Annotated in this window: 20 protein-coding genes and 1 tRNA gene; 2 read left to right on the top strand and 19 right to left on the bottom strand. The window is 67.8% G+C overall.

The window, feature by feature from the left end; all coding sequences use genetic code 11:
• Nucleotides 1-24: 24 nt before the first annotated feature.
• From LIW09_RS05015 to LIW09_RS05075, 13 genes are all read right to left on the bottom strand, one after another.
• Nucleotides 25-924 (bottom strand): DMT family transporter, encoded by a 900-nt coding sequence (locus LIW09_RS05015; protein ID WP_256647148.1) that lies wholly within the window; start codon nt 922-924, stop codon nt 25-27.
• Nucleotides 925-962: 38 nt separating this feature from the next.
• On the bottom strand, nt 963-2,018 hold the full coding sequence (murB, locus tag LIW09_RS05020) for a UDP-N-acetylmuramate dehydrogenase (protein WP_256646861.1): 1,056 nt from the start codon (nt 2,016-2,018) through the stop codon (nt 963-965).
• Nucleotides 2,015-3,070, bottom strand: a complete 1,056-nt coding sequence (locus tag LIW09_RS05025) for a quinone-dependent dihydroorotate dehydrogenase (protein WP_256646862.1) — start codon at nt 3,068-3,070, stop codon at nt 2,015-2,017. The genes murB and LIW09_RS05025 overlap by 4 nt, the downstream gene beginning before the upstream one ends.
• 4 nt (nt 3,071-3,074) lie before the next feature.
• Complete coding sequence (locus LIW09_RS05030; protein ID WP_256646863.1) at nt 3,075-3,362, bottom strand: DUF4190 domain-containing protein; 288 nt, start codon at nt 3,360-3,362, stop codon at nt 3,075-3,077.
• Between the two features lie 9 nt (nt 3,363-3,371).
• Complete coding sequence (amaB, locus tag LIW09_RS05035; RefSeq protein WP_256646864.1) at nt 3,372-4,904, bottom strand: L-piperidine-6-carboxylate dehydrogenase; 1,533 nt, start codon at nt 4,902-4,904, stop codon at nt 3,372-3,374.
• A gap of 135 nt (nt 4,905-5,039) precedes the next feature.
• Nucleotides 5,040-5,116: transfer RNA gene (locus LIW09_RS05040), tRNA-Arg, on the bottom strand.
• 96 nt (nt 5,117-5,212) lie between these two features.
• Complete coding sequence (thrC, locus tag LIW09_RS05045; protein ID WP_256646865.1) at nt 5,213-6,505, bottom strand: threonine synthase; 1,293 nt, start codon at nt 6,503-6,505, stop codon at nt 5,213-5,215.
• Complete coding sequence (locus LIW09_RS05050; protein ID WP_256646866.1) at nt 6,502-7,434, bottom strand: homoserine kinase; 933 nt, start codon at nt 7,432-7,434, stop codon at nt 6,502-6,504. Before LIW09_RS05050 ends, thrC begins: the two co-directional genes overlap by 4 nt.
• Nucleotides 7,431-9,917 (bottom strand): bifunctional aspartate kinase/homoserine dehydrogenase I, encoded by a 2,487-nt coding sequence (thrA, locus tag LIW09_RS05055; RefSeq protein WP_256646867.1) that lies wholly within the window; start codon nt 9,915-9,917, stop codon nt 7,431-7,433. The genes LIW09_RS05050 and thrA overlap by 4 nt, the downstream gene beginning before the upstream one ends.
• 296 nt (nt 9,918-10,213) lie before the next feature.
• Nucleotides 10,214-11,191, bottom strand: a complete 978-nt coding sequence (locus LIW09_RS05060; protein ID WP_256646868.1) for a class I SAM-dependent methyltransferase — start codon at nt 11,189-11,191, stop codon at nt 10,214-10,216.
• Between the two features lie 229 nt (nt 11,192-11,420).
• Nucleotides 11,421-12,677, bottom strand: a complete 1,257-nt coding sequence (locus tag LIW09_RS05065; RefSeq protein ID WP_256646869.1) for a dicarboxylate/amino acid:cation symporter — start codon at nt 12,675-12,677, stop codon at nt 11,421-11,423.
• Entirely contained in the window at nt 12,674-13,441 is a 768-nt protein-coding gene (locus LIW09_RS05070) for a L,D-transpeptidase family protein (protein ID WP_256646870.1), read from the bottom strand. Before LIW09_RS05070 ends, LIW09_RS05065 begins: the two co-directional genes overlap by 4 nt.
• A 91-nt stretch (nt 13,442-13,532) precedes the next feature.
• Entirely contained in the window at nt 13,533-14,657 is a 1,125-nt protein-coding gene (locus tag LIW09_RS05075; RefSeq protein ID WP_256646871.1) for a hypothetical protein, read from the bottom strand.
• Between the two features lie 127 nt (nt 14,658-14,784).
• Here LIW09_RS05075 and radA point away from each other — a divergent pair, with 127 nt between their 5' ends.
• Nucleotides 14,785-16,173 (top strand): DNA repair protein RadA, encoded by a 1,389-nt coding sequence (gene radA / locus LIW09_RS05080; RefSeq protein ID WP_256646872.1) that lies wholly within the window; start codon nt 14,785-14,787, stop codon nt 16,171-16,173.
• A 12-nt stretch (nt 16,174-16,185) separates the two neighbouring features.
• Here the strand turns inward: radA and LIW09_RS05085 are convergent, their stop codons facing one another.
• From LIW09_RS05085 to LIW09_RS05105, 5 genes are all read right to left on the bottom strand, one after another.
• Complete coding sequence (locus LIW09_RS05085) at nt 16,186-17,778, bottom strand: DHA2 family efflux MFS transporter permease subunit (RefSeq protein ID WP_425507914.1); 1,593 nt, start codon at nt 17,776-17,778, stop codon at nt 16,186-16,188.
• A 122-nt stretch (nt 17,779-17,900) separates the two neighbouring features.
• Nucleotides 17,901-19,121 carry an HlyD/EmrA/EmrK family protein gene (locus tag LIW09_RS05090; protein ID WP_256646873.1) on the bottom strand — a complete coding sequence of 407 codons (1,221 nt, stop codon included), beginning with the start codon at nt 19,119-19,121 and terminating at the stop codon, nt 17,901-17,903.
• Between the two features lie 7 nt (nt 19,122-19,128).
• The gene (locus tag LIW09_RS05095) at nt 19,129-20,589 is read right to left on the bottom strand and encodes an efflux transporter outer membrane subunit (protein WP_256646874.1); all 1,461 of its coding nucleotides are present in this window, start codon (nt 20,587-20,589) and stop codon (nt 19,129-19,131) included.
• 5 nt (nt 20,590-20,594) lie between these two features.
• Nucleotides 20,595-21,053 carry a MarR family winged helix-turn-helix transcriptional regulator gene (locus tag LIW09_RS05100; RefSeq protein WP_256646875.1) on the bottom strand — a complete coding sequence of 153 codons (459 nt, stop codon included), beginning with the start codon at nt 21,051-21,053 and terminating at the stop codon, nt 20,595-20,597.
• 66 nt (nt 21,054-21,119) lie between these two features.
• Nucleotides 21,120-21,914 (bottom strand): cytochrome C assembly family protein, encoded by a 795-nt coding sequence (locus tag LIW09_RS05105; RefSeq protein WP_256646876.1) that lies wholly within the window; start codon nt 21,912-21,914, stop codon nt 21,120-21,122.
• 102 nt (nt 21,915-22,016) lie between these two features.
• Between LIW09_RS05105 and LIW09_RS05110 the strand changes: the two genes are divergently transcribed.
• Nucleotides 22,017-22,352, top strand: a complete 336-nt coding sequence (locus tag LIW09_RS05110; RefSeq protein ID WP_256646877.1) for a hypothetical protein — start codon at nt 22,017-22,019, stop codon at nt 22,350-22,352.
• Nucleotides 22,353-22,375: 23 nt separating this feature from the next.
• On the opposite strand, the gene LIW09_RS05115 is transcribed toward LIW09_RS05110, so the two are convergent.
• Complete coding sequence (locus tag LIW09_RS05115; RefSeq protein WP_256646878.1) at nt 22,376-22,780, bottom strand: ribonucleotide reductase subunit alpha; 405 nt, start codon at nt 22,778-22,780, stop codon at nt 22,376-22,378.
• Between the last annotated feature and the right edge of the window lie 89 nt (nt 22,781-22,869).

Below are 22,869 nucleotides of genomic sequence, written 5' to 3' on the forward strand. Positions count from 1 at the left end.
GCGCGCCGGCGGCGGCTGTGCCGATCACTCGCCCGGCGGGTTGGCTTCGTTGACCGCCCTGGATGCGGCATGGCGCGCCAGCACGGCTTCACGATGCGCGATGTAGAACGTCGACCCAAGAATGATCCCCGCGCCCAGCAGGGTGGAGGTGCCGACCGATTCGCCAAACAGCAGCCAGCCGGCCAGGGTGACGATGGGCAGCTGCATGAAGCTGATCGGAGTCAGCGCGGAGACATCGCCCAGCTTCAGGGCGCGCGTCCACAGCAGTTGGCCCACGGTGCCCATCAAGCCGGTGGCCAGCAGCCACAGCCAGGCGATGCCGCTCGGCCAGTGCCAGACGAACAGTGACGGCACCAGCGACATCGGCACCCAGAGCGCATAGGTCCAGAACACGATGGTGTCGGCCTTGTCGGTCTGCGACAGCTGCTTGATCTGCACCGCCACCAGCGCACTCAGCACTGCTGCTGCCACGGCCACCAGGGTGGACGCGCTGAACGCATGCGACCACGGGTGGACGATGATCAGCACGCCGAGAAAACCAAGGGCCACTGCGGTCCAGCGGCGGGCGCGCACGCGCTCACCCAGCATCAGGATGGCGGCGATGGTGACGAAAATCGGTGAGGAGTAGGTCAGCGAAATCGCCTGCGCCAGGGGCAGGTTGGCGATCGCCCAGAACCCGCAGAACATACTGGCGATGCCGATTCCCGTGCGAATCAGGTAACGCGGCAGCTGCCTGGTGCGCACGCTGTCGGCAAATGCGGCGGCCGGCCGTGGTTGGCGAAATGCGGGCACGGCCAGCATCGGCAACAGCGTCATGAAGCCGAACAGGTTGCGGAAAAACGCCACTTCCCACGTCGGAATGGATTTCGAGGCCAGCCGGATGAAGATCGCCATCAGGCCGAAGCCCAGCGTGCTGCCGAGCATCAGCAGCGCGGCGTGGGCGTGGGTGTTCTTCGGCGCACTCACCACGCCGCCCCCACGATGCGAGGCTCCGGTTCGATGGCCACGCCGAAGCGTGCATGCACGGACGCCGCGATGCGATGGGCCAAGTCCAGCAATTGCATGCCGGTTGCCTGGCCATGGTTGACCAGCACCAGCGCATGTGACGCCGCAACGCCGGCATCACCGTCGCGATGGCCTTTCCATCCGCATTGGTCGATCAGCCAGGCAGCCGAGAGCTTGCGGCTGTCATCGCCGGCGCCACGGAAGACCGGCATGGCGGGGAAATCGGCGAGCAGGGCGTCAGCCTGCGCGCAGGCAATGATCGGGTTCTTGAAAAAGCTGCCGGCGTTGCCCAGCAGGGCGGGATCGGGAAGCTTTCTGCGGCGAATGCGGATCACCGCTTCGGCCACCTGCGACGCGCGTGGCGTGCCTTCAATGCCCATTGCCTGCAGCGCGTCGGTGATGCCAGCGTAAGCCAGTCGCGGCTGGAACGCGCGGTCCAGCACGAATTCCACCGCCGTCACGATGTAGCGGTCCGGCGCGTGCTTGAACAGCGAGTCGCGATAGGCAAACGCGCACGCCTCCGCGGCGAGGCGCACGAAACGGCCGTCGAGGCGGTCGAAGGCGTCCACGGCATGCACGCGTTCGCCCACTTCCATGCCATAGGCGCCGATGTTCTGGATCGGCGCGGCGCCCACCGTGCCCGGGATCAAGGCGAGGTTTTCGAGGCCGCTCAGGCCGTGGCCCAGCGTCCACAGCACGAAGTCATGCCAGACCACGCCGGCATCGGCGCGCACGATGACCGTTTCGCCACGGTCCTCGGCAAGGGCAATGCGGCGCGTCTCCAGCGCCAGCACCACGCCCGGCGCGTCGCCGGCAAACAACAGGTTGCTGCCGCCGCCCAGCACCAGCGTGGACGCAGCGCGCGGCATTGCGTAGCCGAACAATTCGGGCAGCGCTTGCGCATCGCTGACGTCCACCAGCATCGGCGCCTTGGCGCGCACTCCAAAGGTGTTGCGTGCATCCAGCCGGGCATTCTCGGTGATGCGATAACCGCTGCCGCTGGCGAGGTTCATTCCGGGGGCAGGGTGCCGCGACTGGGGGCTTCCTTGCGCCGGCGCAGGGCGTCAACGCACTCGCTGATCAACGCCGGGCCGCGATAGATCAGCCCGGTGTACAGCTGCACCAGCGACGCACCGGCCGCCTGCTTGGTTGCCGCATCGGCGCCGTGCAGGATGCCGCCAACGCCGACCAGCGGGATGTTGTCCGGCAGGCGCGTGCGCAGCATGCGCAGCACGGTGGTGGCGCGGCTCATCAATGGCGCGCCGGACAGCCCGCCGGCTTCCAGCGCGCGGCGCGACTCTTCCACGCCTTCGCGCGAAATGGTGGTGTTGGTGGCAACCACGCCATCCACCTGCAAATCGCCCAGCACGCGGCCGGCCGCATCGATGTCGTTGTCGGACAGGTCCGGTGCGATTTTCACCAGCACCGGGACGCGCTTGCCGTGTTGGCCCGCCAGCTTTTCCTGCTCGTCGCGCAAGGTGCCGACCAGTCGCCGAAGCGCCTGCTCTTCCTGCAGCTCGCGCAAGCCAGCGGTGTTCGGCGAGGAGATGTTGACCGTCACGTAGTCGGCCACCGCATAGACCCTGCGCAGGCACAGCAGGTAGTCGGCGGCGGCGTCCTCGTTCGGGGTGTCCTTGTTCTTGCCGATGTTGATGCCCAGCAGGCCGGTCTTGCGCTTGGCGCGCTCGACGTTTTGCACCAGCGCATCCACGCCCTCGTTGTTGAAGCCCATGCGATTGATCACCGCTTCGTGCTGCGGCAAACGGAACATGCGCGGCCTGGGATTGCCGGGCTGCGGCAGCGGCGTGACCGTGCCGACTTCCACGAAGCCGAAGCCCAGCGCCAGCAGCGCGTCGATATGCGCGCCATTCTTGTCCAGGCCTGCGGCAAGGCCGACCGGATTGGGAAAGGTCAGGCCCAGCACCTTGACCGGCATCGGCCGGGGCGGCTTGGCCAACAGGGAGCCCAAGCCGCTGCGGTAGGCCGCTTCAAGCGAAAACAGGCCGAGGCCATGCGCGCGCTCGGCATCGAACCCAAACAGGAACGGGCGGGCAAGCGAGTACAAGTGCTCAGTGCCCCGACATCGCGATCAGCGCCGCCAGCCCGCCGAAGAACAGGAACAGCGCCGCCACTACAAGCACGCTCAAGCCGATGATCAGGTATCCCATCACCAAGCCGGCCACCGCCAGGCCGTCGCCTTCCAGCGTGCCCTGCGAACGGCGGATCTCGCTGCGGGCCATGTGCCCGCAGATGACTGCAACAACGCTGCCCACGAAGGGCAGCAGGTTCCAGCCGAGGATGCCGAACACCAGGCTGACCACGGCCAGCACGCTGGTTTGACGGATGGGTGTGCTCATGGCGTTCCCTCAGAGATCGAACTTGATGCCCTGGGCCAGCGGCATGGAGTCGGAGTAGTTGATGGTATTGGTTTGTCGGCGCATGTAGGCCTTCCACGCATCCGAACCCGACTCGCGGCCGCCGCCGGTCTCCTTTTCACCGCCGAACGCGCCGCCGATTTCGGCGCCGCTGGTGCCGATGTTGACGTTGGCAATGCCGCAGTCGGAACCGGACGCCGCCAGGAACGCTTCGGCGCGCTTGAGGTTGGTGGTGAAGATGGACGAGCTCAGGCCCTGCGGCACCGCGTTCTGCATGTCGATGGCATCGTTCAGGTCGCGGTACTTCATCACATACAGGATGGGCGCGAAAGTCTCGTGCTGCACGATCTCTGCATCGTTGCTCAGGCCGGTGACGATGGCTGGCAGCACGAAGTTGCCCGGACGGTCGATGGCGTCGCCGCCGGTCTCCACCTTGCCGCCTGCGGCCTTGGCCTTGGCGATGGCGTCGAGGTAGGCATCCACGCCGTCCTTGCTGTTCAGCGGGCCCATCAGGTTGGCCGGGTCGGTGGGGTCGCCGATCTTCTTTTCCACCTGCTTGTAGGCGGTGACCAGCTTGGCCAGCACGTCTTCATAGATGGATTCGTGCACGATCAGGCGGCGGGTGGTGGTGCAGCGTTGGCCGGCAGTACCGACCGCGCCGAACACGATCGCCGGAATGGCCAGCTTCAGGTCGGCGGTTTCATCGACGATGATCGCGTTGTTGCCGCCCAGTTCCAGCAGGCTGCGGCCCATGCGGCGCGCGCAGCGCTCGCCGACCATGCGGCCGACCTTGGTGCTGCCGGTGAAGCTGATCAGCGGGATGCGGCTGTCATCGACGAACTGTTGCGCCAGCTCGCTGCCGGCATCGTTGAACAGGAAGAAGATGTCCGGGAAGCCGCCGTTGCGCAGCGCTTCGTTGCAGATCTTCATCGACGCGATCGCCGACAGTGGTGTCTTGGGCGAAGGCTTCCAGATGCAGATGTCGCCGCAGATGCCAGCGACAAAACTGTTCCACGCCCACACCGCGACCGGGAAATTGAACGCGCTGATGATGCCGACCAGACCGATCGGGTGCCACTGCTCGTACATGCGGTGGCCGGGGCGCTCGCTGTGCATGGTCAGGCCGTACAGCTGGCGCGACAGGCCGACCGCGAACTCGCCGATGTCGATCATTTCCTGCACCTCGCCGTCGCCTTCCGGCTTCGACTTGCCCATCTCCAGCGCCACCAGCGACCCCAGGGCGTCCTTGTGCGTGCGCAGCGCATCGGCGCACAGGCGAATGGCTTCGCCGCGACGTGGGGCCGGGGTGGTGCGCCAGATCTTGAATGCGGCCTGGGCGCGCTCGACGATCAGGTCGTAGTCGGCCTGCGAGGACGCATGCACGCGCCCCAGCACTTCGCCGGTGGTCGGATTGACCGGTTCGATCACGCCGGCGTCGGTGGTCTTCGACCATTCGCCGTTGCCGAGATAGGTGCCGGATTCGACGGCATTCAGGCCAAGCGCGGTGAGCACGGGATGGGACATGGCGGGACTCCGATAAGTGCAAAAAATGCGGGACGACGAGTGAAGACGAACGAGGGGCGAGCCAGAAACCGGCGAGCGCCTGATGTGCCGGCGGTTGCCTGTTGCTCACGACGCGTCATTCACCTTCCGATGCGCTGGTGACCCCGGCCCGATTCGAACGGGCGACCTTCCCCTTAGGAGGGGGACGCTCTATCCAGCTGAGCTACGGGGCCACAATCCGGGAATTATCGCAGCAGGCCGGGCATTAGCCAATCCGCCGGGGAAAATTTCGATTCGCCGCATGAATTTTGCGAATTGACCAAGGTGATTCACCAATCCAGCAAGCGCGCCCGCAGCGCATCAGCATCGTTGCCCATGGGCTCCGCGCTGCTGGGCTGCTGCAGCATGGCCAGCAGGCAAGGCGGCGGGGGCACGTCGTGTTCGACCAGCGGTTCCACCACGTCCGGGAACTTGGCCGGATGGGCGGTGGCGACGGCGGCCCAGTCGCCTTGTTCGCCGCGCGCGCGCAGGCGGTCCAGCACCTCGGCGGCGCAGGCGGTGTGCGGGCAGACCACGTGGGCGCGCGCGTCGCGGGTGCGGACGATGGCGGCGCGGATCTGGTCGTCGCTCACCGTTTCGGCGCGCAGGGTGACGCGCAGATCGTCGGCGTCCGGGTAGAGGAAGCGCAGGCGCTCGAAATTGCTGGGCGCGCCCACGTCCATCGCATTCGCCAGCGTGGCGATGCTGGGCTGTGGCGCGTAGTCGCCGCCGGCGAAGAAGTCCGGCAGCACGGTGTTGGCGTTGCTGGCCAGCACCAGTTCGCCGATCGGCAGGCCCATGCGCTTCGCCAGCAGGCAGGCCAACGCGTTGCCGAGGTTGCCGGTGGGGACGACGAAATTTAGTGCGCGCCCGGTCGCGCGCCAGTGCACCAGCGAGGCGTGCGCGTAATAGGCGGCCTGCGGCAGCAACCGGCCGAGGCTGATGCTGTTGGCCGAGCCCAGCGGCACGTCGCGGCGGAAGTCGGCATCGGCCAGCAGGGTCTTCACAAGGCGCTGGCAGTCGTCGAAGCTGCCGTCCACGCGGAACGCGCGGATGTTGTCGCCGAAGCAGCCGAGCTGGTGGGCCTGCCGCTTCGATACGCGGCCATCGGGATAGAGGATGGCGACGCGGAAGCCGGGCCGGCCGTGGAAGGCGGCGGCCACCGCCGCACCGGTGTCGCCGGAAGTGGCGACGAGGATGGTCAGCGGCTTGTCGCCACGCGGCAGCGCGGCCAGGCAGCCGGCGAGGAAGGCCGCGCCGTAATCCTTGAACGCGGCGGTGGGGCCGTGGAACAGCTCCAGCAGGAAGTCGCTGGGCTTGCCGAAACCGACCAGCGGCGGTTCGACGACGAAGGCGTCGCGGCAGATGGTGGGCAAGGCATCGGCCAAAACGCCGCCCGCGAAGAACGGGGCGAGGAAGCGAGTGGCGACGTCGGCCAGCGTGTCCGCGCCGTCGAACTGCGCGGGCGTGAATGACGGCCACGTCTCGGGCATGTACAAGCCGCCATCCGGCGCCAGGCCGGCGGCGATGGCATCCGCGATCGACACGGCCGGCGCGCGGCCGCGCGTGCTGCGCGCGTTCATGCCAGCACCTGCGCGGCCGGGCCCGCCACGGGCGTGAGATGCAGGTCGCTGTCGATGCCGGCGGCGGCAAACGCTGCCTGCATTGCCGCACCCGCGCGCCGGGCGGTGGCGTCGTCCTCGTACCAGGCGAACACGCTGGGTCCCGCGCCGGAAATGCTGGCGCCCATGGCATCGGCATCCAGGGCGGCCTGCTTCACCGCAGCGAAGCCCGCGATCAGCGGCGCGCGGCGCGGTTCCACCAGCACGTCCGCAAGGCCCGCCCGCACCAGCGACGCGTCGCCGCGCTCGCAGCCCAGCAGCACCTGCGCCAGGTTCGCGCTTTGCGCCACGAACTCCTTCAGCGCATAGGCGCCGGCCAGCGCTTCGCGCGCACGGCGGGTTTCCAGCACCGCGTGCGGATGCACCACGGCGGCGTGCCATGCGGCCGGCACGTCGATCCTGGTCAAGCGGTCGGCGGTCGCCAGCACCAGCCCGCCCAACAGCATGGGGCCGACGTTGTCGCCGTGCCGGCCGCCGCTGGCGACGGCCTCACCGGCCAGCGCGTGCGGATACAGGGCGTGCGGCGACAGCGGCGCCTCCAGCAGCGCGTTCGCCGCCACCAGCGCGGCCACGCAGGACGCCGCGGAGCCGCCCAGCCCGGAGCCGAGCGGAATGCCCTTGTCCAGTTCCAGCTCGAAGCCGAACGGCAGGGCCAGCGCCTCGCGCAGCGCGATCAGCGCCATGCCGGCGGTATTGCGTCCGGCGTCCAGCGGCAGGTCGGTGACGGCGCCGCGGATCGCGGTGATCCGCACCGTCGGCGCGTCGATGCGGCGCACGGTGGCGGTGTCGCCGATGCCTTTGATGCTGTGGCCGAGCACGTCGAAGCCGACGCCGACGTTGCCGACCGAGCCGGGCGAGAACGCGCGCGCCTCGAACTGCGCGCCGCTCACAGCTTGGCTCCCAGCGCGGCGGCCAGCCGCAGCAGGTCGGAGAACACGCCGGCGGCGGTGACGTCCGGCCCGGCGCCGGGACCTTGCACGACCAGCGGGTTGTCGCAGTAGCGGCGGGTGGTGAATGACACGCAGTTGTCCGTCAGGCGCAGGTGGGCGAAGGCATGGTCGGCGGGAAGTTCGCGCAGCGCAACGGACGCCTTGCCATCTCGCTCCAACCGGGCGACATATCGCAGCACGCAGCCGTTCGCGCGTGCGGCGTCCAGCCGGGCCCGCATCGGCGCGTCCAGGGTTTCCAGCCCGGCCATGAAGGCATCGCGGTCGGCCCCGCGCAGGGCATCGGGAACCAGGCTTTCCACTTGCACGTCGGCCAGCGACAGCGGCATGCCGGACTCGCGGGCCAGGATCACCAGCTTGCGCGCCACGTCGGTGCCGGACAGGTCGTCGCGCGGGTCGGGTTCGGTGTAGCCCAGCGCGTGCGCTTCGCGCACCAGTTCGGAGAACGGTTTGCCGCCGTCGAACTTGTTGAACAGCCAGGCCAGCGTGCCGGAGAAGATGCCGTCGATGGCGAGCAGTTCGTCGCCGGTATCCAGCAGGTCGCGCAGGGTGGAAATCACCGGCAGGCCCGCGCCCACCGTGGCTTCGTAGCGGAAGCGAGCGCCGCTTTTCGCACGCGCCGCGCGGATCGCCTCGTAGCGTTCCAGCGGGCCGGCACCGGCCTGCTTGTTCGGCGTGATGACGTGGATGCCGGCGGCCAGCCAGTCCGGATAGCGCTGCGCCACGTTGTCGCTTGCGCTGCAGTCGATGACAACCGCGTGTGGCAGGTGCGTGTCCAGCAGGTGCGCGGCCAGCGCGTCGAGGCTGTTTTCCGATGGCGCGGCCTGCATGCGCGCGCGCCAGTCGGCGTCGTCGCCGTGTTCGCACAACCACAGTGTGTTCCGGGTGGCCAGTGCGCGCAGGCGCAGGTCGATGTTGGCGTCGCGGCGCAGGCGCGGCAGCGCGGCCTGCAGCTGGTCGAGCAGGGCGCCGCCGACCTTGCCGGGGCCGATCACCGCCAGGGCAATGGTCTGCGGCGACAGCCAGAACGCGGCGTGCACGGCGCGCAACGCACGCGCGGCGTCGGCGGCGTCGATCGCCACCGAGATGTTGCGCTCGGATGCGCCCTGCGCGATCGCGCGGATGTTGACCCGGGCGCGCGCCAGCGCGTCGAACATCCGCGCGGCCACGCCCGGCGTGCCGGCCATGCCGTCGCCGACTGCGGCCAGCACGCTGACGCCGGCCAGCAGGGTCACGCCCTGTACCTGCGCGCCGGCCAGTTCGCGGGCGAAGGCCTCGCGCAGGGCGTCGCGCGCGGCGGCGGCTTCGCGCTGGTGGACCACGCAGCAGATCGAGTGTTCGGACGAACCCTGCGAGATCATCACCACCGAGATGTGCGCGGCATGCAGCGCGGCGAACACGCGCTCGGCGGTGCCAGGCACGCCGATCAGCCCCGCGCCCTCCAGGCACACCAGCGCCAGGTCGCTGCCCAGCGTCAGCCCCTTCACCGGGCCGGCGGCGCTGCGGTCGCCATCGGCGTCGATGCGGGTGCCGGGGAACTCGGGGCGGAAGGTGTTGCGCATCAGGATCGGCAGGCCGCGCGCGATGGCCGGGGTCATCGTTTGCGGGTGGATCACCTTGGCGCCGAAATAGGCCAGCTCGCAGGCTTCGCGGTAGCTCATCGCGGCCAGCGGCACCGCTTCCGGCACGATCCGCGGATCCGCCGACAGCACGCCATCGACATCGCTCCAGATGTGCAGTTCGTCGGCCTCGAACAGGCTGGCGAAGATCGCCGCGGAATAGTCGCTGCCGTTGCGGCCCAGCGTGGTGGGCAGGCCGCGTTCGTCGCGGGCGACGAAGCCGGTGATGTTGACGCGCGACTGCGGATGGCGCGCGCGCCAGTCGGCCAGCAGTGCCGCGCTGGCCTGCCAGTCGACCACCGCGCCGAGATCGGTGTGGCGCACCACCAACACCTCGCGCGCGTCCAGCAGGGCGTAGTCGCCGCCGCGTTCGGCCAGGTGCGCGTGCAGCAGCGCGGTCGAGAGCACTTCGCCCATGCCGTGGATGCGCTCCAGCGCGGTGCGGCCCGGCTGGCGCAGCAGCGAAGTCGCTTGCAGCAGCTCGGCCAGTTCGTCGCAGAGCGCGTCGATCCGCGCCAGCATCGCATCCGGATGCGCCAGCAATGCACGCGCGGTGTCGCAGTGGCGCAGGCGCAGGGCATCGAGCGCGTCCTGCCATTCGGCGCCGGCAGTGGCCGCATCGCCCAGTGCGACCAGCGCATTGGTGGTGCCGTGCATCGCGGAGGTGATCGCGATCTGTCGCGAGGCGGTATCCGTCAGCAGCAGGTCGGCGACATGGCGGATGCGCCCGGCATCGGCCAGCGAACTGCCGCCGAACTTGTGTGCGCGGAAAACGGGTTGGGGTGCTGCGGGCTGCGAGGGAACCATGAAGCCTCCGAAGGGGCTCCACATCGCGTCAGGAAAGGGCTGCAACCGCCCCGCCTCTGTCGAGGTGCGGGGCCGTGGTTGGATGATTTATCCGCGCATGACCGACCGCACCGGGCGAGTGGTACCGGTGCCGGTGGTAATGGTCGTGGTGGTGGTCATGCGGCGGGACATGGGCCGACTCTGCTGCACTGCAGCGAACCTTGTCAAGTGGTGGTTACGGGTGGAACCGTGGCATCACTGTTGCTGGCATGCGCAGAAAGGTCACTGTCAGTGTCACCCGCAACAGGTCGGGCTAGCTAGCGGTGCCGGTGCACCAGGAACGACCGCCCTTCGACGGCGTAGTCGTGCCAGCGCTCGACCTCGAGCTCGGGATGCGCGGCCAACAGCTCGCGCAGCGCGCGGCGCTCGCCGGTTGCGTTCGACGCGTGGTTGGCATGGAACTCGTCGAACAGCAGAACCGAGCCCTGCTGCAGCACCGGCGCGACGAATTCAAGCGCCACCTTGGCCGCCTCGTAGACGTCGCAGTCGATGTGCACCACGGCCGCGGCGTCAATGCCGAGACGCTCGCGCAGGCCCGGCTCGGCCAGGCTCTCGCGGAAGTCGCCCGGCACCGACGCGCAGCGTGCCGGATCGAGCCCGGCGACGCGCCAGTTGTGCTCGAAGGTCTCGCGGTTCGAGCAGTAGGTACCGTCGGCGTAGACCTCGTCGTTGCGCGCGCCGAGGATGCCGGTGAAGCTGTCGAAGCCGAAAAAGCGCATCGACGGACAGCGCTGCGCCATCGAGTGCCAGGCGAGCGTGAACGTGCGGCCGTCGAAGGTGCCGAACTCGAGGTAGTGGCCGCGCCGCAGGTTGGCGGCAACCTTGCCAGCCTCGTTGAACATCACTTCGTAGTGGATCGGGTTGACGCGCACTTGCGCTGGCCCGATGAACAGCGTGCGCGCGTACAGCGTATTGACGATGAAGCCGCGCGCCTTCAGGAAGCCGGTTGCCGCGTGCAGCGCCTTCAGCACGAGCTGGTCGGCGTCGGCGAGCAGGATCAGCGTATTGCCGCCATCGGCGCCATCGGGCAGCGCCGCCTCGATCAGCGCCGACTGCGCCGCGACGGGCGCAGGCAGCGTCACGGCGAAGCCCTCGTAGCCGTCCATCAGCGGCTGGCAATCGGGAATCGCCCGGGCCAGCCCGTCGGCGGTGCCGAGCAGCAGGATGTTGCGCAGTGCCGGCCCGAAGGCATCGATGTTGCGTACCAGCAGTGATGAACCTTCGGCGAACGGCATCGGCGCGATCCTTCAGAAGAACCCGTATTTCGAAGTTGGCTCGTCGACGCCGACGCCCTGCGCGTTGATCGGCCGGTTCATCGAATCGAAGGCAGCGCGCTTGCGCACGTCCTGGCAGGTGTAGTCGCTCGCGAACAGTTGACCGACCGCGCCGGGCAGGTGGCAATGGTCGTGGTGATGGTCATGTGACGGGACATGGGGCGACTCTGCTGCACTGCGGCGAAGCTTGTCAAGCGGTGGTTGCGGGTGGAGCGGATGGCGCCTGCTCGTCGTTCCGTGACGCCACGATGGCCGTCGCCGTCATGTCGGCGGTCACGTTGCCCACGGTGGCCAGCACGTCGGGGATCGCGTCCACCGCCATCAGCACCGGCAGCGCGGCAATCGGCAGGCCCATCGCGGAGGTGATGGGCAGGTTGGTGGCGAGGAAGATCGCCTGGCCTGGCAGGCCCACCGAGCCCATGCTGACCAGCACCGACAGCGCTACGCCCGTCGCCAGTTGCGCAAAGCCGAGATCCACGCCCAGCGCCCAGGCGATGAAGCAGGCGGTGGCGATGTACTGGATCGGCGAGGTGATGCGGAACAGCGACACCGCCATCGGCAGCACCAGGCCAGCGATGCGATTGGGGTAGCCCAATTTGTTTTCGGCGCTGTCCAGCATGGCTGGCAGGGTGGCCAGCGAGGATTGGGTGCTGGCCGCCACTACCTGCACGGGAGCCAGCCCGGACATGAAATGCCCGAACTTCTGGCGACCCACGATGACAGCCACGACCACCAGCAGCACGATGGCCAGCACGTACAGTGAACATTCCAGCAGGATGTAAATGCCCAGCGCCTGCAACATGCCCAGCCCGGAGCGCGCGGTCAGCGCCAGCACCAGCGCGAAAATGCCGACCGGCGCGGCCCACAGCACCCAGTGCACGATCACGATCATCGCGTCACTGACCGCCTTCAGCAGGCCCACCACCTGCGCGCGCGGGGCGGCGTCGATGCGGGTCAGGGCGAAGCCGAAAAACAGTGCGAAGGTGACCAATGGCAGCATCGCGCTGGCTGCGGCTGCAGCGAGGGCATTGCTGGGGATGATGGCGGTCAGCGCATCGGCCCAGCCGCCGCTGGCGATCGGCAACGCCGTGGCATGGCCGCGCAGTGCGACCGCCACGGCCGGGTCTGGCTGCAGCATCGACAGTGCCAGCGGCGCCAGCAGCGCCGCCATGCTCGCCGCCGCGGTGAGCAAAATCACGAAACTGAGAATCGCCTGCCGCGCCACGCGCCCGGAGTGGGCGGCATCGCTGGCCTGGTTGATGCCCACCACCACCAGCGCGAACACCAGCGGCACCACGGTCATTTGCAGGGCGTTGAGCCAGAGCTTGCCGAACGGCTCGACGGTGGCGGCAATGCGCAGGCCAAGCTCCGGCGCCTGCCACGCCAACAAAATGCCGATGGCGATGCCGGCGATCAAGCCGGACAGGACGCGCGCGGTCTGGCTCACAGGCTTGCCTCCGGCAGCTTCCATTGATGTCTCAGCGCGACGTACTGCGCCTTCGGCAACAACACGAACACGGGATTGCGGCGTGCATCCAGCCAGGCCAGCAGCGCGTCCATGCTGGCCGGCGCCATTGCCGTGCAGCCGGCGGTGGTGGTCTGCGGGTCTTTCCAGAGATGGGCGAAGATGCAGCTGCCGCCCTGGCGCGCGCCGCCGCCTGCGTTGTGCTCGATGACGAAGCCTTCGCGATAGCGCTGGTCGCCGTCGGCGTGGAGGTCGCGGCGCATCGGCTCGCTGGACTTGTCGAGGAACGGCGCCTTGACCACGCTGCGGTCGATGATGCGGTTGTAATAGGCCGACTCGGGCACGTCGATGCACCAGTCGTTGGCGCCCATCGCCTTGTAGCCAAGCCCGGTCTGTGCGCTGCTGGCGTAGCCAAACGCGGTGCCGATGGCGAATACACCGGCCGGTGCGCGGCCGTCGCCCTCCTGCTTGATGGGGCCGTCGCCGCGTGTGGCGTTCAGGCCGATGCCCCACGCGCTGCCGCTGCGGCCCAGCAGCACTGGCACCGCGTCACCGACCTGCTGCCAGCCAGCGTTGCTGCGTTCGAAGCGCCGGAGTTCGCCACCGGTTGCATTCCAGTCGTCGCTGGTGACCAACACCAGCTGCTGCGCGTTGGCCCAGTGCGTGGCGTCGGAGGCGGTGCGCTGGTGCGCGCAGGCGGCAAGCAGCAGTGACAGCAGGAAAGCAGAGAGCCAGCGGATCGGCATCGGTCAGGTTCGGTGGAAAGGATGGGCAAGCATGCCGCAGCGGAGGCTGCGGGTCACCCGTTTCATTCCACTTGCCGGGCCTGCGCTGTGCCTATGCCACCAGATCCACTTGTTGCAGCGTGCCGGCAGTTCCGTCTTCGCGCAGATAAAGCCCGCTGGCGCGGATGGCGCCCTGCAGTGCATTGCTGCTGTCCTTGAGCGTAAATGGCGTGCTGGCGTTGCCCAGGTACAGGGCGCCAACGCCCAGCTGCGCCAGCGTCTGCAAGGGCTTGCCGCCGGCCGTACCGGCTTCGCCATTCCAGGCCAGCAGTTGCTTGAACACGGCATCGTTTTCGTCGATCCACCCGTTGCCGTCATCGTCGTATTTCGCCAGTTCGGAAAACCCGTTGCCACTGAGCGCGCCGAACAGTTCCCGGCCATCGTCGATCTTGCCGTTGCCGTTCTTGTCCAGGGCGATATACGCGCTGCCGGAGACGACTGCGCGCATGGTGTCGGCACGGCCATCGGCATCGAGGTCGAATTTGAAGGTGGTCTGCGTGAGTTGCGCAGCGTTGCCTTGGAAATTGACCACCAGCGGGTCCTTCAGCGCATCGCCCGCACGGATCGAGAGGCTGTTCTGGCTGGCGAACTCGCGACTCATGTTCAACTCAAGTGTCAACTGGATTTCCTTGCCGTCGGCCGTGCGCACGATGCCTTGTGCGCTGAACTGCGTGGACTCTTGCTCGACGTGGGTTTCTTCAAGGTTGTAGGACAGCCCCCATCCGGCGCGATCATTGTTGCTGCCTTGCGTGGCATTGCTGGCGCCGGCATCCGGCAGTGGCGGCGTGGCATCGGGGTCTGCGCTCAGCTCGCTGCTGTCAAACACGGCAATGGCGTGGCCGGTCATTTGCTCGAGCATCAAGCGCAACAGGGTGAACCGCAAATCGCCCGTGTCCTTCACGCTGGCATCGGTGTCGTCGGCTGCGTTGCCGGCGTTCGGCTGCGGTGCGGGCGGGGAGGGCGGTGGCGTGGGGATCGGGGGGCGTCGTGCCGCCTGGCTCAGGGTCAGGCGTTCGCTGCCGGCGCCCATGTGCAGGCGTTCGCTGCTGGACGTGATGTTGATCTGCTGGCGACCGTTCGCGCCATCCCGCCAGGCGGTCAAGGATTCCTGGCGGCGCTGGTAGTCCAGCGCACCGTGTTGCGCGGAGAGTTGCAGGTTGGAATTGCTGATGCGCATGGCAGAGTCCAGCCGGGGAAGGCTTGTCCTCGTCAGCGGCCAGCAACGGGAAAACTTGAGTCCGGCGTCTCGGCAGGTGCGACGGGTGCCGGCTAAAGTGAGCGGCATCCACGACCCGCGAATCCCCATGGCCAAGCCTGCATCCAAGACCCGTACCGCGTTTGTCTGCAACGAATGTGGGGCGGATTACGCCAAGTGGCAGGGGCAGTGCGAAGCCTGCGGCGCCTGGAACACGCTGGCGGAGATCGTGCTGGAATCGGTGGTGCAGGCCAAGTCGCCGGCCTCACGGCGCGGTGGCTGGGCCGGCAAGATGGACGCACCGAAGATCACCGCCCTGGCCGATGTGACGACTGGCGAGCAGGCACGCGTGTCCACTGGCATCGGTGAATTCGATCGCGTGCTGGGCGGTGGGCTGGCGGAAGGGGCGGTGGTGCTGGTCGGCGGCGACCCGGGTATCGGCAAATCGACCTTGCTGTTGCAGGCGTTGGCGCTGATGGCGCCGACCCTGCCGGGCTTGTACGTGACCGGTGAAGAATCCCTGGCGCAGGTGGCCGGGCGCGCGCAGCGGCTGGGGTTGCCGTTGGAAGGCCTGCTGGCGCTGGCGGAAACCTGCGTGGAACGCATCCTGGAACACGCCGTTGCCGCCAGGCCGCGCGTGCTGATCGCCGACTCCATCCAGACCCTGTGGACCGACACCCTGACCGCGGCGCCGGGCTCGGTCAGCCAGGTGCGCGAGTCTGCCGCGCGGCTGGTGCGCTATGCCAAGGAAACCGGCACCGCGGTGTTCCTGGTCGGCCACGTGACCAAGGAGGGCGGTATCGCTGGCCCGCGCGTGCTGGAGCACATGGTCGATGCCGTGCTGTATTTCGAGGGCGATTCCGGCAGCCGATTCCGGGTGCTGCGCGCGTTCAAGAACCGCTTCGGCGCGGTCAACGAACTGGGCGTATTCGCGATGTCGGACGGCGGCCTGCGCGAGGTGTCCAACCCGTCGGCGATCTTCCTGTCCGGCAGCGGCCAGCCGCAGCCCGGCAGTTGCGTGATGGTGACCCGCGAAGGCACGCGTCCGCTGCTGGTGGAGGTGCAGGCGCTGGTGGACGCCTCGCCGCTATCCAATCCGCGCCGCGTGGTGGTTGGCCTGGAGGGCAACCGGCTGGCCATGCTGCTGGCGGTGCTGCATCGCCACGGCGGGATCATGGTGGGGGATCAGGACGTGTTCGTGAACGTGGTCGGCGGCATCCGCGTGCAGGAAACCGCGGCCGACCTGCCGGTGCTGCTGGCAGTGCTGTCGTCCTTGCGCGACGCGCCGCTGGCGGAAAAGACCATCGCCTTTGGCGAAGTGGGGCTGTCCGGCGAGATCCGCCCGGTGCCCAACGGCGAGGAACGGCTGAAAGAGGCGGCAACGCACGGCTTCAAGCGTGCGATTGTCCCGAACGGAAATGCACCGAAGTCCGGCAGCTACAAGGGCATGCAGATCATTGCGGTTGAACGCCTGGCGGATGCGCTGGAACAGGCCTGACGGCAGCCCGCATCAGTGGCCGCCGCCGGCAGGCACGCCCGTCTTCGCACCAAAGGGTGGCCTGGCGATCCAGACGAACACGATGACGCCGAGGAAGATGAGTCCCAGCAGGTGGAAGATTTCATTGAACCCGATCTGCAGCGCCTGTTGCGACATCATCCGATCCAGCGCGAGCGCGCCGCGCTGGAGATCGCCGCCGCCGTAGCGGGCAACGGTTTCCAGCATGGCGGGATCGGTGGCGCTGATGTGTTCGGTCAGTTGGGCATGGTGTACGGTGGTGCGCTGTGACCACGCATAGGTGGTCAGCGACGCGGCGAAGCTGCCGCCCAGCGTGCGTGCAAAGGTCATCAGGCCCGAGCCCGCCGATATTTCATGGGGCTCCAGATCGGACAGCAGGATCTGCAGTACCGGCATGAAGAACAGCGCCACCCCCAGTCCCTGCACCAGCTGCACCATGGCCACGTGCGCGAAATCCACCTCCAGGTTGAAGTGCGAGCGGGTGAAGCTGGTCACGGCCATCACGATGAACGCCACCGTCGCCAGCATGCGCAGGTCGAACTTGTTGGCGTACTTGCCGATCAGCGGTGCCAGGATGACTGGCAGGAATCCGATCGGCGCGCTGGCGAAACCAGCCCAGATCGCGGTGTAGCCCAGATTGCGCTGCAGCCACAGCGGTACCAGGATGCCCACGCTGAAAAAGGCGCCATAGGCAAACACCATCGCGATGGTGCCTGCGGTGAAGTTGCGATGGCGGAACAGGCGCAAATTGACGATCGGATCCTTGTCGGTGAGCTCCCAGATCACGAACACCGCCAGCGAAATCGACGACACGATGGCCAGCGTCACGATGGTGGTGGAGGCGAACCAATCCTCGTCGTTGCCCAGATCCAGCAGGACCTGCAGCGCGCCCACGCCCAACACCAGCGTGGTCAGGCCGACGTAGTCCATCTTCGGCTTTTCCAGCTTCTCCGGCCGGCCCTTGAGCTGCGAACCCACGACGGTGCTGGCGAAAATGCCAATCGGGATGTTGATGAAGAAAATCCACTCCCAGCTGTAGTTGTCGGTCACCCAACCGCCCAGGATCGGGCCGGCGATAGGGGCCACCACGGTCACCATCGCCAACAGGGCAATGGCCTGGCCGCGTTTGGCGGGTGGATAGATCGACAGCAGCAGGGCTTGGGTCACCGGATACATCGGGCCAGCCACGAACCCCTGCAGGGCGCGCGCGGCCACCAGCAGGCCCATGCTGTGTGCCAGGCCGCACAGGAACGAGGCGATCACGAAGGCCAGCGTGGACACCATGAACAGCTTGCGTTCGCCGAAGCGACGTGCCAGCCAGCCGGTCAACGGCAGTGCAATGGCGGTGCTGACCGCGAACGAGGTAATGACCCAGGTGGCTTGGTTGGCACTGCCACCGAGATTGCCCGAAATGGTGGGCAGCGACACGTTGGCGATGGTGGTGTCCAGCACCTGCATGAAGCTCGCCAGCGCCAGGCCCAGCGTGGTCAGGGCGACATTGGGTGGGCGGAAGTTCGCCAGCGTGGTGGTGGCCTCGCGGCCTGGCGGCAGGCCCGCGGCTTCTTCTTGGTCAACGATGCTGGACATGGGGCTGGCGAATTGGGGAGAAGGTGCGGGAGCGGCAGCGAGGGGTGCCGGCGACAGGCGGTGGGCGTCCGCGGGGGAGGGGCGAAGCGCCGCGCCGCCTGCGCGACGCCTGCATGGGAAGATCAGGGCGTGCGGCCCTGTGCCAGGTTCTTGCCGATGACGGCCTCGATCCGCGCATCCGCATCGCGCAGCTGCCTGGCATAGGCATCGGTGGCCAGCACGGGCTTGCCCGGCGCCGCCGCCGGCAGGACCGCGCCGTCCTGGTCGCGTACATTGACGGTCACCGACATGCTCATGCCCAGCCGCAGCGGGTGCTCGCGCAATTGCCTGGGGTCCATCTGGATGCGCACCGGAATGCGCTGCACGATCTTGATCCAGTTGCCGCTGGCGTTCTGTGCCGGCAACAGCGCGAATGCGCTGCCGGTACCCAGCCCGAGGCTGGTCAGCGTGCCGTTGAACTGCACGTCATCGCCATAGACGTCGGCGACCAGCTTCACCGGTTGTCCCAGGCGCATGCCATGCAGCTGGGTTTCCTTGAAGTTGGCATCCACCCACACTTCATCCAGCGGAATCACCGCCATCAACGGGCTGCCAGGCTGCACGCGCTGACCCAACTGCACGCTGCGCTTGGCGACGAAGCCGTCGATCGGCGCCACGATCGCTGCGCGCTGCAGGTTCAGGAAGGCTTGGCGCAGCTGTGCGGCGGCGGCCTGCACCTGCGGCTGGCTGCCCACCGTGGTCGCATCGATCAATGCGCGACTGCGCGACAGCTGCCCGCGAGAGGCCGACAGCGCGGCCTCCATCGCCTTCAGTTGTGCCTGCGCGTGCGCCAGTTCTTCGGCAGACACCGCGCCGCTGGCGACCAGTCCGGTACGTCGAGCCACGTCGGCGCGCGCCTGCTGCAGCGCCACTTCGCGCGCGTCGATGTCGGCCTGTGCGCTGTCCGCGCTGCTGAAAAGGCCGCGAACCTGGCGCACGGTGGCCGCAAGATTGGCTTCGGCCTGTTCATAGGCCACCTGGGCGTCGTTCGGATCCAGTTGCACCAGGACTTGCCCGGCGGTCACCCGCATCCCGTCATCGGCGTTGATGGCCACCACCGTGCCCGGCGTTTGCGCGGTGATGCTGACGATGTTGCCTTGAACGTAAGCATCGTCGGTCTCTTGCTGCCAACGCCCGACCAGCAGGTAGTAGGCCAGCCAGCCGATGCCGGCCAGCAGCACGATGGTCAACAGGATCAGCAGGGCGCGGCGGCGTTTGCCGTTGCCGGGCTTGAGCGAGCTTTGCGAAGGCGGCAGCGGTGCGGCTGCGCCGGTGGACGTGTTGGGCGTGGTTTCGGTGGTCATGGCGGCGTCAGTTGGCGGCGGCGTCGGGCGACGCGGAAGGAGTCGGCGCATCGGTGGCGATTCCGCCGCCGAGTGCAAGGTTCAGATTGATGCCGGCGGCGTAGCGCTGCGCGCGCAGCCCAGCGAGCTGCTGTTCGATCTGCAGCAGCGGTTTCTGCGCGGAAAGCACGTCGAGCTGGGTGCCCAGGCCCGCCTTGTAGCGGGCTTGCGCCAGTTCCAGCGCGGCCTTGCCGGCGGTCTGCGCCTGTTGCAGCGAGGCGCCCTGCGCGTCCAGTGCGTGGATCGCCTGCAAGGCATCGACGACGTCGCGCAGCGCCTGCACGGCGGTCGCGTCGTAGTCTGCAACGGCGAGGTCGTAGTCCGCATCGCGTGCGGCCAGGTTGTTGCGCAAGCGGCCGCCATCGAAGATCGGCAGGCTGATGGCGGGGCCGCCGAAGCCGAGCAGGGCATCGCTGCGGAACAGGTCGGAGAACCCGCTCGACGCCAGCCCTGCCAGCCCGCTCAGGTCGATGCCGGGCTTGAAGCTGGCCTTGGCGGACTTGATCGTCTGCGCGGCCGCTTCCACGCGCCAGCGCGCGGCCACCACGTCGGGGCGATGACCCAGCAGCTCGCTGGGCAGCGTGGATGGCAGGGCGGGCGCGGATGCCTTCAGCAGCTGCGGGCGTTCAATGGCCAGGCCGCGATCCGGTCCTTGCCCCAGCAGCGCGGCCAGCGTGTTGCGCAACGCGTCGATTTGCTGCTGCGCGGCGCTCGCCTGTGCCTTCGCGGTGGCGATCAAGCCTTCCGTGTTGCGCAATCCAATGCGGTTGTCGAGCCCGGCATCGACACGCTGCTGCGCCAGCTGCAGCAGGTGTTCGCTGCGGGCCTGCTCGCGGCGGGCGATGCCCTGCGTTTCGAATGCCTGTGCCAGCGCGACGTAGCTGCGCGCCACATTCGCCGCCAACGTCAGCCGTGCCGCCTGTGCTTCGATCTGGCGGGCATGGGCCTGGTCGAGCGCCGCCTCGTACTCCGCGCGCTTGCCGCCCCACACGTCCAGCGGCCAGTCGAATTTCACCATCAGCACGGCGTTCTGCATCAATTTGCCGCCGATCTCCTTGCCCGCCAGGCCTTCTGGAAGCTGCGCGAAGGCGTATTGCGCGCTGCCCCCCAGCGTCGGCTCGCGCGCGGCGTCGGCCAGCCCGGCTTGCGCCTGCGCCTTGCGCACGCGGGCATCCGCCGCGGCCAGCGACGGCGTGCCGCGCAGGGCCTCATCGATCAGTGCGTCCAGCTGTGGATCACCCAGCACGCGCCACCAATCGCGTTGCGGGAATGCGGCGTCGCTCAGCGGGGCGCCCGCCAGGCTGCGGGTCACGCCATAGGCGGCAGGATCGGCCGGCCCGGCGGCCGGGTGCAGGCCGCCGCCGCTGGCGCAGCCGGTCACCAGCAATGCGCCGCCCAGGGCAACGGCGAGAAGGGAGGTTCGAAACATGAAGGTCAGTCCGTCGAAAGCAAGTTGTTGCGCACCTGCTCCAGCAGGCGGGTCAGTCGCGCGCGGGTGGCGTCGTCCATGCCCTGCAACGCGCGCTCGCGCACGCGCCGGCCACACTGGTCAACGTCGCGCCACAGCTGGCGCCCGGTTTCGGTCAGGTCGATGTGCAGGGCGCGACGATCCTGAGGATCGGCCACGCGGGCCAGAATCCCGCGTGCCTCCAGCTTGTCCAGCAGGCGGGTCATCGCGCCGGGGTTCAGATCGGCGGCGCGGGCAAGGTCGGTGACGCTGGCGGTGCCGTTGGCCAGTTTCTTGATCGCAATGTACTGGCTGAAGGTCAGGTCATGGCCTGCTTCGGCCAATTCGCGCGCCATGCGTGCCCACATGGCATCGCGCACCTGGCGAAACAGAAGGCCCAGCGAGGATCCGCTGCAGGCGCTTTCCGGCGGGGGCGTCGTGTTCATGGGGTGGCATTTTGCTAACCCATGCAATATTTGTCAATGCAAACATTGCGCTGACAAGTAAATTGTTCAGCCTGCGCGATGCAACACTAGTTCCAGCACGAATTTGCTGCCGAAGAATGCCAGTACCAGCAGTGCCATCGCCGCCAGCGTCCAGCGCACAGCGGTGACGCCGCGCCAGCCACGCCGCCAGCGGCCCAGCAGCAAGGCACCGAATGCCAGCCAGGACAGCACGCTGAGCACGGTCTTGTGGACCAGGTGCTGGGCCAGCAGGTTCTCGACGAACAGCACGCCGGTCAGCAGGGTGGCGGTCAACAGGATGAAGCCCACCGCTATCGTGCGGAACAGCAGCGTTTCAAGCTCGGTCAGCGGGGGCAGGGCGCGCAGCCAGACATGGAATTCGCGCTGGCGCAGGGCGCGCTCCTGCGCCCACAGGAACATCGCCAGCACCGCCGACAGCGCCAGCGCGGCATAGGCCAGCAGGGCCAGCCACGCGTGGAGCAACAAGCGCCAGTCCAACGGCTCGGGCTGGCGTGCGTGCCCGTACACGCTGTAAAGCAGCAGCAGGGCGGCTGCCAGTGGAAACACCACCACGCCCAACGCGGGCAAGCGCCCGCCGGCGCCTGCCAGCGTGGTCATGGCTGCCATTCCCAAGCTCACCAGGGACAGCGCCGCATAGAAATGCAGGTCGGTGATTCCGGTTTGCCGCCAGGCAAGGACGTGCACCGTGGCGTGAAGCAGAACGGCGACCAGCGCAAGCAGGCGCCATCCGCGCGCACCGGGACTGTGGCTGCGGGTTGCATCAACCGCCAGCCAGCCGGCGGTCGCCAGATACAGCAGCACGGTGAAGGCGAGAATCATCATCGCGGAAGTGTCGCACAGCCATCCTCCGCGTGGATGCAACCGCTTGCGCCAAGCCGTCGGCGCGGTGCTATGCTGGTTTGGACAACCCCGGAGAGCTTTCCCATGCAAGCAGCGCACGCATCGTATCTTCCCGAACGTAGCCCGCTCTGGAAGGTGTTCTGGCTCTACGGCGTGATTCCCAGCAACCTGCTCTGGCTGGCGGTCGCCTTCATGGTCGATCATCACCAGCTGCCCGGTGCGACGCTGGGCCTGATGGTGTTCCTGCTGGGCTACACGGCCTGGATCGTGGCCGCCGTCTGGCGCGCTGCGCCCAATGCCAAGGATCCGCGCTATGGCGTCATGGCGCAGGCGCTCACCGTGGTGTGGGCGATCAACACGGTGTTGATCGTGTTCTTCCTCGGCCTGCAGATGGTGCGGGCCATGGTGGTCGGCGGCTGAACCAGCCGACCTTCACCCGCCTTTCAACCGAACTGCAGGATCTCGCCGTCGCGGTCAAACGCGGCGAACTGCGCGACTTGGCCATCGTTGATGGCATTCACCATGAAACGCAGCGGTTGTGCCGCTTCATCGGCGTTTGGCGCGATGCCGGCACGGCCCGACAGGCTGCCGACGAACACGATGTCCCAGTCCTGCCCGGTATTGGCTGACTCTTCCGCCAACGCGGCGAAATTGGCCACCTCGCCGGGAGTCTTGTCCACGCACAACACGGGCGACAGCGTGCCGCCTTCGCGTTTTTCAAAGCGCGCCTGCTGTTCCGCAGAGGCGTTTTCGGGCAACTCCACCCGCGCGAACACGAACAACAGGCGCTGCGGCTCGCTCTGGCGATGGGCGGCGTCGAGTAGATCCTGGAAACTGGCAAGGCTCATGGTGCGGGCACGTTGTGTGGGCAGGCGCGAAGCTTACACGCCCGCCCTTTCTGTCGCAGTGGCCGGGGGGCGTGAAGCAGAGCGAATTT

The sequence above is a fragment of the Thermomonas paludicola genome (assembly GCF_024498955.1).
GTDB lineage: Bacteria > Pseudomonadota > Gammaproteobacteria > Xanthomonadales > Xanthomonadaceae > Thermomonas > Thermomonas paludicola.